Below are 15,323 nucleotides of genomic sequence, written 5' to 3'. Positions count from 1 at the left end.
GCCGGTTCGCGGCGCCCTCGCGTCATGGCACAGGGGCGTGCTCTGCCCACAGCTGCGCCGCGGCCTCGCCGACCGCGCGGCGGATCGACCCCTCATCGAGGCGGGCACGGTCGCGCGGCGCGAGGGCAGCGCAGATGCCGAGCGCGACGAGGTAGAGGGCGCCGATGAGGCCGATCCAGCGCAGGCCGGACGCACCCAGGCGTGAGATGATCTCGATGGGCACGATCTGCGCGCGGATCTGGACGGCCCCGATCACGAGCACGGCGCGGTCTCCTTCCTGGAGCTCGATGTCGGCCGGGCCCGTCAAGAGGCGCGCGAGCCCGTCGGCGCCGTGGAGGCGCGCCCGCGTCCGCCGCGGCACGTGCAGCACGTAGCGGGCGCCGATCACCTCCGCGATGACCGGGGCCGCTCTATCGAGCTCCCCCGACGGCACGCGCACGATGGACGCGGGCGTGTCGCCGATGTGCGCGCGCCCCTCGGCGAGCACGTGGCGGACACCGAGCACGTCTTTGCCTCGGACGGCGACGAGCTCCAGCGCGCGCCGCGCAGAGGTGCTCGCCGCGGGCGGCCGTGACCTCCGGTTGCTGACGGGTTCGGCCGCCGATGCCTCATTAGGCCCTTTCGCCATACTCTCCAGCCCCCTTCGTCGGCCGCCGGCAGGGCTCGACTCGACATGTCACCTGAAGACCCTGCCCTCGGCGGCGCCGCCCCGCGCGCTTCCGGATCACTCCCCTTCCCTGGCTCCTCTGGCATGGAGCGTTCCGTGGCCGAGCGCGCAGGGACGTGGCGGCCCGACGGTCCGCGCCGGCGCATGAGGCCCCGGAGGACGCGCCCTGCGACCGCGCGCCGAGGCGCGACGGGGGACGCCCGCCCCGGGGGCAGCGCCGCCGCTCCGGGCACGGCGCGCGGCGCGCGACGCGGCGCGCCGTACACGGAGCTCCGCCCCTATTTCGTGGCGCCCTCCCGGCGCTGGTGTAGATCGCCGCCCGTGAGGAAGCGCCCCCTCGGCAAGACGACCCTTCAGGTCTCGGAGCTCGCCCTAGGCACCTGGGGACTCTCCGGCGACGGCTACGGTCCCATCGCCGACGTCGAGATCGATCGCGTCATCGATCGCGCGCTCGCGGTCGGCATCGACCTCTTCGACACCGCCGACGTCTACTGCCGCGGCGAGATGGAGCGCTGCCTCGGCAGGCGGCTCAAGGACGCCGGCACGACGTACGTCGTCACCAAGATCGGCACCGTTCGCGACGGCGACCCCCCGACGAAGCGGTTCGACCCGGCCCACCTCCGCACCGCGTTCGAGCGGTCGCAGGAGCGCCTCGCCCGCGAGGTGGTCGACGTCGTCCTGCTCCACAACCCCACCGTGGCCGCGATGCAATCGGGGGAGGCCCTCGCCTTCCTGAAGGACCTCAAGCAGGCCGGGAAGATCCGCGCCTACGGCGTGAGCGCCGGCTCCGCGGACGTCGCCCGCTCCGCGCTGCGCGACGAGGTCGACGTCATCGAGATCGCCTACAACGCCTTCCTCCCCGGCGACCTCCACGACGTCGCCAGCGACGTCTCCGAGTCCGGCGCGGGCGTCCTCGCCCGATCGGTGCTCGCGCACGGGCTGCTCGCCGGCCAGTGGAGCCCCGAGCGCGAGTTCTACCTCGACGATCACCGCCACCAGCGGTGGACCCGCGACGAGCTCAAGACCCGCATCCGCCAGCTCGACGCGCTCAGGCCGCTGGTCTCGGGCGCCGTCACCTCGCTCCGCTCGGCGGCCCTGCGCTTCGTGCTCGCGAACCGCGTCGTCTCGTCCGCCGTGCTCGGCCCCCGCTCGGTCGCCCAGCTCGACCAGCTCGTCCGCGAGGCCGGCATGCCGCCCTACCTCCAGGACACGGCGCTCACGGAGCTCTCCGCGCGCCTCAAGCAGGTCGGGATCGAGGGGTGAGCAGGATGGACCAGAACGACAGGGAGCTCGACGAGATCGTCCGCATCGCGCGCGCCGCGGCGGCGATCGTGATGGACGTGTACGCGACGCCGTTCGCCGTCGAGATGAAGGGCCCCGGCGACCCGGTGACCCGCGCCGATCGCGAGGCGAACGCGCTCATCTGCAGCAGGCTCGAGGCCGCGTTCCCTGGCGAGGCGATCCTCGCCGAGGAGAGCGTCCCGACCGGAGACGAGCTCGCCGCGCGCCTGCGGAAGGAGCGGGTGTTCTTCGTCGACCCGCTCGACGGCACGCGCGAGTTCGCGGACAGGAACGGCGAGTTCGCCGTGATGATCGGGCTCGCGGTCCGCGGCCGCGCGGCGCTGGGCGTCGTGGTGATGCCCACGACGGGCGAGGCGCTGGCCGGCCGCGCCGGCGAGGGCAGCGTCGCCTTCCTCGAGGCGAGGGACGGCAGCCGCAGGCCGCTCCGGGTCTCGGCCGTGAGCTCTCCGGCCGACGCGACGCTCATCATCTCGCGCTCGCACCGGCCGAAGGAGCTCGAGCCGCTCCTCGCGCGGCTCGGCATCTCGAAGGTCGTCCCCTGCGGCTCGGTCGGCGTGAAGATCGCCCGGATCGCGACCGGCGAGGTCGACCTCTACGTGCACGGCGGAGGCGGCGCCAAGCTCTGGGACAGCTGCGCGCCCGAGGCCGTGCTCCTCGGGGCGGGCGGCAGCTTCACCGACCTCTCGGGCGCGCCCATCGACTACACCGGCCCCGGGCTCAAGCTCGGCCGCGGCATCATCGCCTCGAACGGCGCCCTCCAGGCCGCCGTCGTCGCCGCGGCGAGGTCGGAGCTCGGCTGAGGCGCGATGCGGGGGCAGGCCGAGATCGTCATCATCGGCGCGGGGATCATGGGCCTCGCGATCGCCTACAACCTCGCGCGGCACCACGGCATCACCGACGTCGTCGTCGTCGACCGGAGCTACCTCTGCGGCGGCGCCAGCGGGCGCAACGGCGGCGGGGTGCGGGCGCAGTTCTCGAGCGAGGGGAACATCCGGCTCATGCAGGAGAGCATCCGCATCTGCCGGGATTTCGCCCGCGAGATGAAGATCAACATCTGGTTCCGGCAAGGCGGTTACCTCTTCCTCGTGCGCAGCGAGGCGGGCCGCCGGACGCTCGAGAAGAGCGTCGCCGTGCAGAACGCGTGCGGCCTCGGGACGCGGATGCTCACCGCCAACGAGGCGCGCGCGATCGTGCCGCAGCTCTCGACCGACGGCGTCGTCGCGGCGAGCTACAACCCCGACGACGGCGTCGTGTTCCCCTGGCCGTTCGTCTGGGGCTACGCCGAGCGCGCGCAGAAGCTCGGCGTCGACATCGCCACCTTCACGAACGTCCTCGGCTTCCGCACGCAGGGCGCGCGGATCGACGCCGTGGTCACCGACCGCGGCGAGATCCGGACGCACCGGGTCGTCAACGCCGCCGGCGCGTGGAGCCCCGAGATCGCGCGCATGCTCGGCGTGGAGCTGCCCAACCACCCGCACCGCCACGAGATCTGCTCGACCGAGCCGCTCAAGCCCTGGCTCGGCCCGCTCGTCGCGGATCTCTCGAACGGCCTCTATTTTTCCCAGTCGATGCGCGGCGAGATCGTGGGCGGCATCTCCAACGAGGACGTCCCCGACGGCCTCGACATGGGGTCGAGCCACAAGTTCCTCGCCCTGTACGCGCGGGCGCTCGTCGCCGCGTGCCCCCTCCTCGGCAGCGTCAAGGTGCTGCGGCAGTGGGCCGGCTGTTACGACCTCACCCCAGATCAGAACCCGATCGTGGGCGGGGTCGACGAGGTCGAGCACTTCTACCAGGCCTCCGGTTTCATGGGCCACGGCTTCATGATCGCGCCCGTCATGGGCAAGCTCCTCGCGCAGCACATCGCCGAGGGCGCCTCCCTCCCCCTGTTCGATCGCTGGAACCTGCGGCGCTTCAGGGAGGGCCGGCTCCTCAGCGAGGCGATGATCATCGGCTGAACGCCTGCCCCGGCGGCGCGGCGGCCGCGCTTCGACGTGCCGCACGTGCCGCACATGCCGCGCGCCCTGCGCCGCGCTTCGCCTATACTCGCGCCCCTTCGCCATGGGTCACCTCGTCCTCGTCACCGGCTCCTCCAGCGGCATCGGCCTCGCGACGGCGGTCGCATGCGCGGCGGCGGGCCACCGGGTCATCGCCACGATGCGCCGCCCCGAGAAGGCCAGCGCGCTCCTCGCCGCCGCCGGGGCGCGGGGCGTCACGCTCGAGATCGAGCAGCTCGACGTCGCCGCGGCGAGCGCGCCCGAGAGGGTCCGGGAGATCCTTCAGAAGCACGGCCCCGTCTACGCCCTCATCAACAACGCCGGCATCGCGGTCGGCGGCGCCTTCGAGGAGCAGGCGGACAGCGACGTCCGGGCGCAGTTCGAGACCAACGTCTTCGGGCTGATGGCCGTGACGCGCGCGGTGCTGCCGGCGATGCGCGGCGCGGGGCGCGGCCGCATCATCAACGTCTCGAGCATCTCCGGGCTCGTCGGCCTCCCCGGCGTGAGCGCCTACGCGGCCACGAAGCACGCCGTCGAGGGGTTCAGCGAGGCGCTGCGCTGGGAGGTCGCCCCGTTCGGCGTCCACGTCTGCCTCGTCGAGCCCGGCACCTTCAAGACCGAAATTTTCTACGAAAACCAGCGGCGCGGCGCCCACGTCTCGCTCGACGGCCCTTACGGCGCGATGACCAGGGCGATCGAGCAGATCGTCCTGAAGGACGCCGCCAAGGCGCCGCCGCCCGCCCCGGTCGCGGCGGCGATCCTCCGCCTCATCGACGACGCATCGCCGCCTTTCCGGACCCTCGTCGGCCGGGACGCACGGGCGCTCGTCGCGCTGCGCCGTGTCATCCCCGACCGGCTCTTCGCCACGGGGATCCGCCGGCTCGTCTCGGCGCCGCGCTCGCGTTGACACGTTCTCTGACGGCGAATAGCGTCGGCTTCGCCGTTTCCATGGCGGAGCGGCGCCACGTCGTGGCCGAAGGGGGGCCGCGCCCCCTGCCGCGCGCTGTTTTTGTCCACTTTCGTCCCCTCAGGCTAACGAAGGCTAGCCGCTGACCGCCTCCCCTGAAGCGCACCGTGCGACGGCGAGGTCAGGCCGGCAGCATCACCGAGGTCCCGGAGGAAACACCATGTCCCGCTCAGCACGCAGCATCCTGCCGCTCCTTCGCTCGCTCCTCCTGGGGGCCGCCACCGCGTCGTCGATGGCGCTCTCCGCAGGGGTCATCGTCGGATGCGGCGACGAGAACGACCCCGAGACGCACGTCAAGCGGCTCGACGACCCGGCCACGCTCACCGCCTCCGTCAACCGGCTCGTCCAGTTCTTCGAAGACGCGATGACGCGTGACAACAAGGATCGGAACGGCCCGACCGTGAAGCCGCTCCTCGACAAGATCATCGAGCCGATGACGCAGAAGTGCGTGGCCGGCGATCTCGACGAGCGCACGAACTCGAAGCTCATCAAGTTCATCTCCGACACGAGGGACCCGCGCGGCGAGGCCTGCCTCATCAAGGCGCTCAAGGACTACAAGCCCGAGTCCACCGAGGAGGACGTCCGCTGGGCCGTGCGCGGCCTCGGCGCGATGAAGTCGGAGAAGGCCGCCGAGCCGCTCATGGCCGTCTTCTCGAAGCTCCAGCACGGCAAGCCCAAGGGCTCGACGATCTCGCGCGACGTGCACGACGCGATGGTCGACATCAACAGCAAGTCCTGGGAAGACGGGCTCATCACGATGATCGGGCGCCCGATCAACGACCCGAAGGACGTCGGCACGATGCGGAACGAGCTGTTCTGGCAGATCACCGCCGCGGAGCTGCTCGGGTGGCAGCGCAGCGAGAAGGCGGTCGTGCCGCTGCTCAAGGTGGTGCTGTCGCCGCTCAAGGCGGACGCGGCCACGACGGCGATCCTCGCGCTCACGAAGATCGGCAAGCCCGCGATCCAGCCGACGATCGCGCTGCTCCAGGGCGACCAGAAGGAGCTCGTCGAGTACTCGAAGGTCGAGAACCTGAAGGGCGCCGGCGGCGACAAGGCGAGCGCGGAGCAGAAGAAGGCCGCGGAGACCGCCCACGTGGCGGCGGCCGCGCTCGTCCTGGCGACGATCGGCCGGCAGGAGTCGTCGCAGCCGCTGCTCGCCGCGCTCGAGAAGGCCGAGGACGTGCCGCGCGCCATCATCGCGCGCGAGCTGACCAAGGTGCCGAAGACGCCGGAGACCCTCGCGGCCTTCCAGGCGGCCTACGACAAGACGCCCGCGGGGCTCGAGATGCCGCCGGCCGGCATCAACGCGCGGGTGATGCTCGCCGAGGCGGCGAGCAACTTCTTCGACGCGAGCCTCGTGCCGTGGCTCGTGAAGAGCGGCCTCGAGGCGCGCGGCGAGGAGGACGACGTCGCGCAGATCCGCGACGTCTCGCTGCAGACGGCGCTCAAGCTGATGAAGCCCGACCAGATCGCCGACGTCGACCGGCTCGCGGGCACCCGCACGAGCGGCGGCGGCACGGTCGGCAAGTCGATGGAGAAGGAGATCAAGATCGCGAAGGACCTGCTCGCGGCCTGCGGCACCAAGCTCGAGTGTTACGTCGGCAAGCTCGGCGATCCGGCGTCGCAGGCGAAGGAGACGCAGTTCCAGGGGATCAAGTCCGCCTACATGACGGGCGTGTTCGGCACCCCCGAGGTCCGGCAGCAGATCATCGACGCGATGCCGAAGGTCTCGAACGCGGCCGTCCGCTTCGTCTCGGTCTCGGTCATCGACTCCCTCTCGCCGAAGGGCGACGCCGAGGTCGCGACCAAGCTGCAGAAGATCGTCGACGAGGGCGAGGCCTCGAAGGATCCCGAGAAGATCGCCGGCAACGCGCCCTTCAAGACGGTCATCTACCGCCTCACCGCCCGCGCGCAGTGATCGCCGCACCGCCGTGCGCCCCGTCCCGCGGTCGGCCTGCGGACGGGGCGCATGGGGCGCGTGAAGCACGCCAGCGGCCACATCACCCAGATCCAGATTTTCCTTGATCGACGCCGCCCGGGGGCGATGCTTGCGCGACGCTCGCGCGGCGCTCCACTGATGCGCCTGGCTCCTGATTTTTCCTTGGCGTCTCCGCCCTCTTGACGGTTTACTCCGGCCCTTGTCACGGGGTCTTCCCGGCTGAAGAACGAACCATGATCGTGCTCGAGGTAACCCAGGGTCTCGCTGCCGGGCGCACCTTCGAGCTCCAGGGCGAGCTGATCACGCTCGGGCGCTCGTCGGACAACCGCGTCGTCCTCGACGATCGCCACGTCTCCGGGGCGCACGCGCGCATCGTGAGCGGCGCGGACGGGGTGATCCTCGAGGATCTGCGCTCCACGAACGGCACGAGCGTGACGCGTCGGGGCGAGCGGCTGGAGCTCGGCGCGGGGCGCAGCGCGCTCGCCCTCCAGACGGGGGACGTCATCGAGCTCGGCTCCGGGGACGCGGTCACCCGGATGGTGGTGAAGATCCCGGAGGAGGCCGACGACGCGCGGGTCGTCTCGATCCGCCGCCTCGACGAGATCGAGCCTGCCGAGGCGAAGATCGAGCGCGATCCGAGCGCGCTGTCGGCGATGTACGCGGCGCAGAAGCGCATCGGCGCGGCGAACGATCTGGACGAGGTGCTCGCCGAGATCGCCGACGCGGTGCTCGCGCTGGTGCCGAGCTCGACGCACGTCACGGTGGTGCTGCGCGACGACGATCAGGAGCCGGGCGCGGCGCCGGCGGCGTTCGTGCCGGTGCTGACGCGGGTCCGGTCCGCGTCGGGCAAAGGGGGGCCGCCTGCAGGGCCGGTCCCGATCACGCGCAGCGTGTACCGGAAGGTGATCAAGGAGCGGGCGGCCGTGCTCGCCGCCGACGCGCCGATCGAGGTCGGGCAGTCCGAGTCGCTGATGGGCGCCTCGATCCGCAGCACCCTCGCGGTACCGCTCTGGAAGGGCGAGGAGATCATCGGCGTGCTCCAGGCCGACAACCGGAGCGTGCCCGGGATGCTGAACGCCGGCGACCTGGAGACGCTCCTCGTGCTGGCCGCCAACGCGTCGCTCGCGGTGGCGAACGCCCGGCTCATCAAGCGGCTCGTGCTCGCGGAGGAGCGGCTCCAGAAGGAGAACAGCTTCCTCAAGGGGCGCGAGGAGCGTCGCCGGGGCGGCAGCGGGGGCGCGGTCGACATCATCGGCAACAGCGACGCGATGCGAAAGGTCATCGGTCAGCTCGACAAGGTGGTCGACACGCGCGTCACGGTGCTGATCGAGGGCGAGACGGGCACGGGCAAGGAGCTCATCGCCGCCGCCGTCCACTACCGCTCCCGCCGCCGCGACAAGCTGTTCGTCGCGCAGAACTGCGCGGCGCTGGCCGAGAGCCTCCTGGAGAGCGAGCTCTTCGGCCACAAGAAGGGGTCCTTCACGGGCGCGACCGAGGAGAAGAAGGGGCTGTTCGAGATCGCGGACGGGGGCACGCTCTTCCTCGACGAGATCACCGAGACGCCGCTGTCGCTGCAATCGAAGCTCCTCCGGGCGCTCCAGGAGGGCGAGATCCGCCCCGTGGGCGCGACGAGCCCGAAGCACGTCAACGTGCGCATCGTCGCCGCGACGAACCGGAACCTCGAGGACGAGGTGGCCAAGGGGCGGTTCCGCGAGGACCTCTACTACCGCCTCAAGGTCTTCCCGATCCGCCTGCCGCCGCTGCGAGAGCGGCGCGACGACATCCCGCTGCTCGCGGCGCACTTTCTGGAGCGCTACGCGGACGAGATCGGCAAGCCGTGCGGCGGGTTCAGCCAGCAGGCGATGGAGCTCATGGTCGCGTACGACTGGCCGGGCAACGTGCGGGAGCTTCAGAACGAGGTGCAGCGGATCGTCATCCAGCTGGAACCGGGGGCGTTCGGGACGCCAGAGCTGCTCACGCCGAGGATCCGGCAGGTGGAGGGGCTCGTCGCGCGGGCGGGGACGCCGAAGGGGTCGCTCAAGGAGATGATGGACGCGGTCGAGAAGTTCTTCCTCCTGGAAGCGCTGCGCGGGCACAACAACAACAAGACCAACGCGGCCAAGTCGCTCGGGATCACGCGCGAGGGGCTGCACAAGAAGCTCCGGCAATACGGGATCTGACGGAGAGGGCTCACCAGGACGCGGGGGAGCCCTCGGGAGGGGGTGTCGCGCGCGGGGCCGGCGGGGGGCCCTTCCCACGAACTCGCGCCTTGTGGTGGCTATGGCCGGCTGAACGGGGGAGGGAGAACCAGGAGCGGGTGGCTTCGATGCGGGCCGGCGCTCGGGTTCGTGGGGCCCTTCCCCCGCCGGCCCCGCGCGCGACACCCCCTCCCGAGGGCTCTCTCCGAGGGATGGGAAAGAGCGGTTTCGAGGGGGCGCGCGGGCGGGGTGGAGAGCGGGGGGGATGAGTTGGGGGAGTTGCTGACGGGCTCTACGCGGCGTGGCGGGGGACGCTGAGGTCTGGCCGCGAGGGCGGGAGGTCGGCTCTGGTTAGCGCTTCGGATTGACGCGCATCTGCTTCGATAACTGCTTCCAGCGCCGCTTCTCCTCGATCCTCGCGCGCACATCCTGTTGGCCGGCGAGGTAGCGGCGCTCCGCTGCCAGCTTGAGGTAGGCACCGAGGCGCTCGGGATCGAGATCGCCGTCCTTGATGGCACGGAGCACCGCGCAACCAGGTTCGCCGTCGTGGGCGCAGTCCCGGAAGCGGCAGGCCGCGGCGCGGGCCTCGACGTCGTCGAAGCCGGCCGGGGCGGTGCCGCCCGCGGACCAGAGGCCGAGCTCCCGTATGCCCGGCGTGTCGATGAGGAGGCCACCACCAGGGATCACGAACAGCTCCCGGTGGGCCGTCGTGTGGCGGCCGCGCTCGTCCGACGCCCGGATCGCGCCCTCGCGCTGGAGCTCCGCGCCGAGCAGGCGATTGCTGAGCGCGGACTTCCCCACGCCGGACGAGCCGACGAGGGCGATGGTCTCCCCTGCCCCGATCTCGGCGCGGAGCGCGTCGAGGCCGGCGCCGGAGAGCGCGCTGACGAGCGCGATCGGCGCGGTGGGGGCGACGTCCCGCGCCGCGTCGATGAACCGCGCCGGATCCGGGCAGACATCGGCCTTGTTGAGCACGAGGACCGGGCGAGCGCCGCTGTCGAGGACGGCGTCGATGTAGCGCTCCAGGCGGCGCAGGTTGAAGTCGGCGTTCAGCGACGTGACGATGAACACCTTGTCGATGTTGGCCGCGAGCACCTGGGCCTCCACCGTGGACCCCGCGGCCTTGCGGCGCAGGCACGTGCTCCGCGTGAACGTGTGCACGATGTACGAGGGCCCGGCGCTGTCGCCAGGCCTGAGCCCCACCCAATCACCGACGGTGGGGAGCGCCGCGCGGTCGGCAGCCTCATGCGCGAGGCGGCCGCTGACCACCGCGAGGCGCGGGCCATCCGCGGTCTGAACGTGGTGCCTGGACGCGGAGGCGAGGACGACGCGCGCAGGCTGCACGGCATCCTTCAGACAAGCGAGCTGGCTCGCGAAGAAGGGAGTCCATCCAAGCCCGACCAGATCGGGCTGCATTTCGTGCTGCGAAGACGGATCAACGAGAGAATCGAGGTCAGTTTGCATGACAGACGAGCGCTCCATGGCGTTCGGCCGCGCCCGAGCTCGGCGCGCGGCGATCGACGGACAGGGCGCGGCGGCGCGCAAGCGCGCCCGCGCCGGCCATTCCACACGCGGGGCCGCCGCGGAGCGGAGCTCGTCGATCGATCAGGACGTCACGCCAGAAGGCACACCCGGCCAGGGCAGATCCCTGCGAGGGGCACGCTCAGGGCACACGCGCGCCCCTCAGGGCACGCGGACAACGTCGCGAAGACGTGGAGACGAGCTCAGCCGGCCGCGGCGGAAACGACGGCGGCGGCACAATGGGTGAGCGATGTGTTGACACTCATGACCTGTCCTCCGTGTTCGGCTCACGTCACCACGACGCGACAGCAACCAGAATCCTATAGACCCGCCCCGACGTCAAGCGCTCCCGGGTCGGCCCGGCCGCATCGACAGCGAGCGCGCGCACGGAGCACGTTTGGCGCAACGAACGTGCGGAGCCCGCCCTGGGAGAGCAACGAGCGCGCGGCGAGCTGCGGCGCATGCGGCGAAGCGGAGAGGAGCGTGGGCCGGACGGAGGCGCGCGGGACGTGGGATGCCCTCGTTCCAGGTGAACGACAGTGGGTCGACAATTTCCGCTCGGCCGATGGTTGCCAATGGTTGCCGATAGTTGGAAGACCGACGAAGCCGGACGAGACCGCGCCTTCCCGGCGAGGCCACCCCGCCCTCCGGCCCTGACGGCCGCGGAGGTTGCGAGGAGCGCCTCGCCGCACTAGGGTCCTCCGCTCCATGCCCACACACTTCGAGCTCGTCTCCGAATTCAAGCCGTGCGGTGACCAACCTCGCGCGCTCCAGGAGATCTGCTCCGCTTTCGAGCAGGGCGAGGCCTTCCAGGTCCTCCTCGGCGTCACGGGCAGCGGCAAGACGTTCACCGCCGCCAAGGTGATCGAGAAGCTGCAAAAGCCGACCCTCATCATGGCGCCGAACAAGACGCTGGCGGCCCAGCTCTACGGCGAGATGCGGGAGCTCTTCCCCAACAACGCCGTCCACTATTTCGTCAGCTACTACGACTACTACCAGCCCGAAGCCTACGTCCCGACGAGCGACACGTACATCGAGAAGGACGCGATCATCAACGACGCGATCGACCGCATGCGCCACGCGGCGACGCACGCGCTGCTCTCGCGACCGGACGTGATCATCGTCGCCTCCGTGAGCTGCATCTACGGCATCGGCTCGGCCGAGAGCTACCACGGGCTCCTGATCAAGCTCGAGCGCGGCACCGAGATCCGCCGCGACGAGCTCCTGCGGCGGCTCGTCGACATCCAGTACACGCGGAACGACGTCGATTTCCACCGCGGGACGTTCCGCGTCCGCGGCGACGTCGTCGAGATCTTCCCGGCCTACGAGGAGGCGCTCGCGATCCGGGTCGAGTTCTTCGGCGATGAGATCGAGGCCATCAAGGAGGTCGACCCGGTCCGCGGCAAGGTGGTGGGCCAGCTCGATCGCTACGCGGTCTTCCCCGGCTCCCACTACGTCACCGAGCAGCAGCAGCTCAGGCTCGCGATCCAGGCGATCCGCGAGGAGCTGCGCGAGCGCATCGACCACTACGACAGGGCCGTGCGATTCCTCGAGAAGCAGCGTATCGAGCAGCGCACAATGTACGATCTCGAGATGCTGGAGCAGATGGGGTTCTGCAACGGCATCGAGAACTACTCGCGCCACCTCTCGGGCCGGAAGGCCGGCGAGCCCCCGCCGACGCTGATCGACTATTTCCCGAAGGACTTTCTCCTGATCATCGACGAGTCGCACCAGACCGTCCCGCAGGTCGGGGCGATGTACCGGGGCGACCGGGCGCGGAAGGAGACGCTTGTCGAGTACGGGTTCCGGCTCCCCAGCGCGCTCGACAACCGGCCGCTCAAGTTCGAGGAGTTCGAGCAGCACTACGCGCAGGTCCTCTTCGTGAGCGCGACGCCCGGCGATTACGAGCTGCAGAAGTCGGCCGGCTCGGTCGTCGAGCAGATCATCCGGCCGACCGGGCTCATCGATCCGCAGATCCAGATCCGCCCCGTGTCCGGTCAGGTCGACGACCTGCTGGCGCGCATCCGGGAGCGGGTGAGCCGCGGCGATCGCGTGCTCGTGACGACGCTGACCAAGCGGATGGCCGAGGATCTGACCGAGTACTACACGGAGCTCGGCATCCGGGTCCGCTACCTCCACTCGGACGTCGACACGCTCCAGCGCGTGGAGATCCTCCGCGATCTCCGGCGCGGCGAGTTCGACGTGCTGGTCGGCATCAACCTGCTGCGCGAGGGGCTCGATCTCCCCGAGGTGTCGCTGGTCGCCATCCTCGACGCCGACAAGGAGGGCTTCCTCCGGAGCCCGCGCTCGCTCATCCAGACGATCGGCCGCGCCGCCCGCAACGTGCACGGCGAGGTCGTGATGTACGCCGATCGCATCACCGAGGCGATGAAGCGCGCGATGGACGAGACGAACCGGCGGCGCGCGATCCAGGAGGCGTACAACAAGGAGCACGGCATCACGCCGGCCACGGTGAAGAAGGCGATCCTCGACCTGTCGCCCACCTCGGGCACGCGCGATTACTACGCCGTGCCGAAGGGGCCGGCGAAGCCCGCGGCCGAGGCGGCGCGCGCCGCGGTGGACCTGGTCGACCAGATCGACGCGCTCCGGCAGGAGATGTTCGCGGCGGCGGAGAACCTGGAGTTCGAGAAGGCGGCGCGGCTGCGCGATCAGCTCCGGCAGCTCAAGGCGCAGCAGGGGGACGGGGATGCTGGCGCGGCGCGCGAGGCGGCCGAGGAGAAGCCGGCGCGCTCAGGGCGGCCGGCGAGCCGGCGCGGTCCGGGCGGCAAGGGGGGCGGGAGGCCTGCGGCGGGCGGCAAGGGGGGCGGACGGGCGGCGGCGGGGCGAGGGGGCGGGCGCTACCGATAGCTACGGAGCCCGCGGGGGAGGAGGCTGCGCGCGCGGGGGGGCGGTGGGCCCTCCCACGAACTCGGGCCTTTTGGGGGGCTGTTGCCGGCTGGACGGGGCGGGGCGAGTCCGCACGGCGAGAGCTGCGCTGCGGGCCGGCCCTCGGATTCGTGGGGCCCGCCCACCGCCCCCCCGCGCGCGCAGCCTCCTCCCCCGCGGGCTCTTTGTGGGGGGTGGGGGGATGGGGGGGATGGGGGGATGGGAGGGCTGCTGGCGCTACGACGGAGCGGGAGGTCGCCTGGGCGTGAGGCGCGAAGGGGGGAGTGGTAGTTCGGCAAACGCTCTTTCGGTAAAACGTCCTTTTGCTTCGTGCGGCGCTCTATCGGCGTCGACCCTGCAGCGCGGCCCTGTTAAGGGGGCTCAGGCATGGTCGTCTCGTCCGATCCGATACTCGTCACCGTCACCGGCAGGGACCACCCTGGCATCACCGCTCGGCTCACGGGCATCCTCAGCGACATCGGCGCCACGCTGCTCGACATCGAGCAGGTGGTGGTGCACGGAAACCTGAACCTCGCGCTCCTCGCGCTCTTCCCCGAGACACGCAGCGGACTCAAGGAGCTGCTGTTCGCCGCGAAGGAGCTCGGCGTGACGCTCGACTTCAAGCCGCTCGACGGAGGGGCGCCGCGGCGCGCGCCCGGGAGCCGGTACGTGGTGACTGCCATCGGCCGCGAGCTCGGCGCGAAGCCGCTGCACGACGTGGCCTCCACACTCGCTGCCCACGGCGCGAACATCGAGAAGATCGCGCGGCTGTCAGTCGAACGCCTCTCGTCGGTGGAGATCCAGGTGCTGCTCCAGCGCGAGGAGGAGGCCGACGCCCTCAAGCAGGCCCTCCTCGCGCTCGCGACGCAGAACAGCTTCGACCTCGCGCTGCAACGCGAGGGCCTCTTCCGACGGAGCAAGCGGCTCGTCGTGATGGACATGGACTCGACGCTCATCCGGATCGAGGTGATCGATGAGCTGGCGCGCGCGAAGGGCGTCGCGGAGCAGGTGGCGAAGATCACCGAGCGCGCGATGCAAGGGGAGATGGATTATGACGAGTCGCTCCGCCAGCGGCTCTCGCTGCTCCGCGGGCTCGACGTCGGCGTGCTGCGGAAGCTCGCCGCAGAGCTCCCCATCACCGAGGGCGCAGAGACGCTCATCCGGGTGCTGAAGCGGCTCGGCTACCGGACCGCGGTGATCTCCGGCGGCTTCTCGATCGCAGCGGAGGCGCTGAAGGCACGGCTCGGGATCGACTACGCCTACTCGAACGCGCTGGAGGTCGTGAACGGACAGCTGACCGGCCGGGTCACAGGGCCGATCGTCAACGCGCAACGCAAGGCCGAGCTGCTCGAGACCATCGCCCAGGCAGAAGGCGTGTTGCTCGATCAAACCATCGCCGTGGGCGACGGCGCCAACGACCTCCTGATGCTGCAGAGGGCCGGCCTCGGCGTCGCGTTCCGCGCAAAGCCCAAGCTGCGAGAGGCCGCCGATACGTCCCTCTCCGCAAGCGGCCTCGACGCCATCCTCTTCCTGCTCGGCATCACCGAACGCGAGCTCCTCGAGGTGGCGTGAACGGCACGACACGGCCTGTCCGCCAAGCAGCGGAGTCCCGTGGGACGCAGCGCCACGCTTGACAGGCAGGCCCCCGCGCGACGGCGCGCCGCGCTTGACAGGCGCGCGCGCCCACAATACTGAACCGATTCAGTTCACGGCTGGCCTGTCGACACCGGACGCCTGACGCCCGGGACGATCTCGATCCGAGCGCTCGATCCGCCGAGGTCTGGCGGGCGCGGATCAAAGCGCGGGCGGCGTCGTCGCGGCGCCGAGCGTGTCGCGCCAGCCGGATCAG

At 70.9% G+C, this 15,323-nt stretch carries 10 protein-coding genes; 8 read left to right on the top strand and 2 right to left on the bottom strand.

Annotated features, from left to right (window positions below; all coding sequences use genetic code 11):
- Window positions 1-22: 22 nt before the first annotated feature.
- Entirely contained in the window at window positions 23-505 is a 483-nt protein-coding gene (locus tag WME79_RS03395) for a hypothetical protein (RefSeq protein ID WP_437531800.1), read from the bottom strand.
- Window positions 506-988: 483 nt separating this feature from the next.
- On the opposite strand from WME79_RS03395, the gene WME79_RS03390 reads away from it, so the two are divergent.
- From WME79_RS03390 to WME79_RS03365, 6 genes are all read left to right on the top strand, one after another.
- The gene (locus tag WME79_RS03390; RefSeq protein ID WP_437531797.1) at window positions 989-1,930 is read left to right on the top strand and encodes an aldo/keto reductase; all 942 of its coding nucleotides are present in this window, start codon (window positions 989-991) and stop codon (window positions 1,928-1,930) included.
- Window positions 1,931-1,935: 5 nt separating this feature from the next.
- Entirely contained in the window at window positions 1,936-2,769 is an 834-nt protein-coding gene (locus WME79_RS03385) for a 3'(2'),5'-bisphosphate nucleotidase CysQ family protein (protein ID WP_437539745.1), read from the top strand.
- Between the two features lie 6 nt (window positions 2,770-2,775).
- On the top strand, window positions 2,776-3,924 hold the full coding sequence (locus WME79_RS03380) for an NAD(P)/FAD-dependent oxidoreductase (protein ID WP_437531795.1): 1,149 nt from the start codon (window positions 2,776-2,778) through the stop codon (window positions 3,922-3,924).
- A 103-nt stretch (window positions 3,925-4,027) separates the two neighbouring features.
- Window positions 4,028-4,870 (top strand): SDR family oxidoreductase, encoded by an 843-nt coding sequence (locus tag WME79_RS03375; protein WP_437531792.1) that lies wholly within the window; start codon window positions 4,028-4,030, stop codon window positions 4,868-4,870.
- Between the two features lie 220 nt (window positions 4,871-5,090).
- Window positions 5,091-6,848 carry a hypothetical protein gene (locus WME79_RS03370; RefSeq protein ID WP_437531789.1) on the top strand — a complete coding sequence of 586 codons (1,758 nt, stop codon included), beginning with the start codon at window positions 5,091-5,093 and terminating at the stop codon, window positions 6,846-6,848.
- 254 nt (window positions 6,849-7,102) lie between these two features.
- Window positions 7,103-9,049: a sigma 54-interacting transcriptional regulator gene (locus tag WME79_RS03365; RefSeq protein WP_437531786.1), complete on the top strand. Its 1,947-nt coding sequence runs from the start codon at window positions 7,103-7,105 to the stop codon at window positions 9,047-9,049.
- Between the two features lie 369 nt (window positions 9,050-9,418).
- Here the strand turns inward: WME79_RS03365 and rsgA are convergent, their stop codons facing one another.
- A complete protein-coding gene (gene rsgA / locus WME79_RS03360) occupies window positions 9,419-10,411 on the bottom strand; it encodes a ribosome small subunit-dependent GTPase A (protein ID WP_437531783.1) in 993 nt (330 codons plus the stop codon).
- An 885-nt stretch (window positions 10,412-11,296) separates the two neighbouring features.
- On the opposite strand from rsgA, the gene uvrB reads away from it, so the two are divergent.
- Together uvrB and serB are read left to right on the top strand one after the other, a co-directional pair.
- Window positions 11,297-13,456: an excinuclease ABC subunit UvrB gene (gene uvrB, locus WME79_RS03355; RefSeq protein WP_437531780.1), complete on the top strand. Its 2,160-nt coding sequence runs from the start codon at window positions 11,297-11,299 to the stop codon at window positions 13,454-13,456.
- Window positions 13,457-13,861: 405 nt separating this feature from the next.
- Window positions 13,862-15,046 carry a phosphoserine phosphatase SerB gene (gene serB, locus WME79_RS03350; protein WP_437531778.1) on the top strand — a complete coding sequence of 395 codons (1,185 nt, stop codon included), beginning with the start codon at window positions 13,862-13,864 and terminating at the stop codon, window positions 15,044-15,046.
- The last annotated feature ends 277 nt before the right edge of the window (window positions 15,047-15,323 follow it).

It is taken from the genome of Sorangium sp. So ce726 (genome assembly GCF_051521405.1).
In the GTDB taxonomy this organism is placed as follows: Bacteria; Myxococcota_A; Polyangia; order Polyangiales; family Polyangiaceae; genus Sorangium.
This window is presented reverse-complemented; position numbering and strand designations above follow the sequence as displayed.

What these genes read in the sequence shown, in the direction of transcription:
- WME79_RS03385 (WP_437539745.1), top strand. Translation starts at nt 1,936, where the DNA reads ATGGACCAGAACGACAGGGAGCTCGACGAGATCGTCCGCATCGCGCGC.
- WME79_RS03380 (WP_437531795.1), top strand. Translation starts at nt 2,776, where the DNA reads ATGCGGGGGCAGGCCGAGATCGTCATCATCGGCGCGGGGATCATGGGC.
- WME79_RS03375 (WP_437531792.1), top strand. Translation starts at nt 4,028, where the DNA reads ATGGGTCACCTCGTCCTCGTCACCGGCTCCTCCAGCGGCATCGGCCTC.
- WME79_RS03370 (WP_437531789.1), top strand. Translation starts at nt 5,091, where the DNA reads ATGTCCCGCTCAGCACGCAGCATCCTGCCGCTCCTTCGCTCGCTCCTC.
- WME79_RS03365 (WP_437531786.1), top strand. Translation starts at nt 7,103, where the DNA reads ATGATCGTGCTCGAGGTAACCCAGGGTCTCGCTGCCGGGCGCACCTTC.
- uvrB (WP_437531780.1), top strand. Translation starts at nt 11,297, where the DNA reads ATGCCCACACACTTCGAGCTCGTCTCCGAATTCAAGCCGTGCGGTGAC.
- serB (WP_437531778.1), top strand. Translation starts at nt 13,862, where the DNA reads ATGGTCGTCTCGTCCGATCCGATACTCGTCACCGTCACCGGCAGGGAC.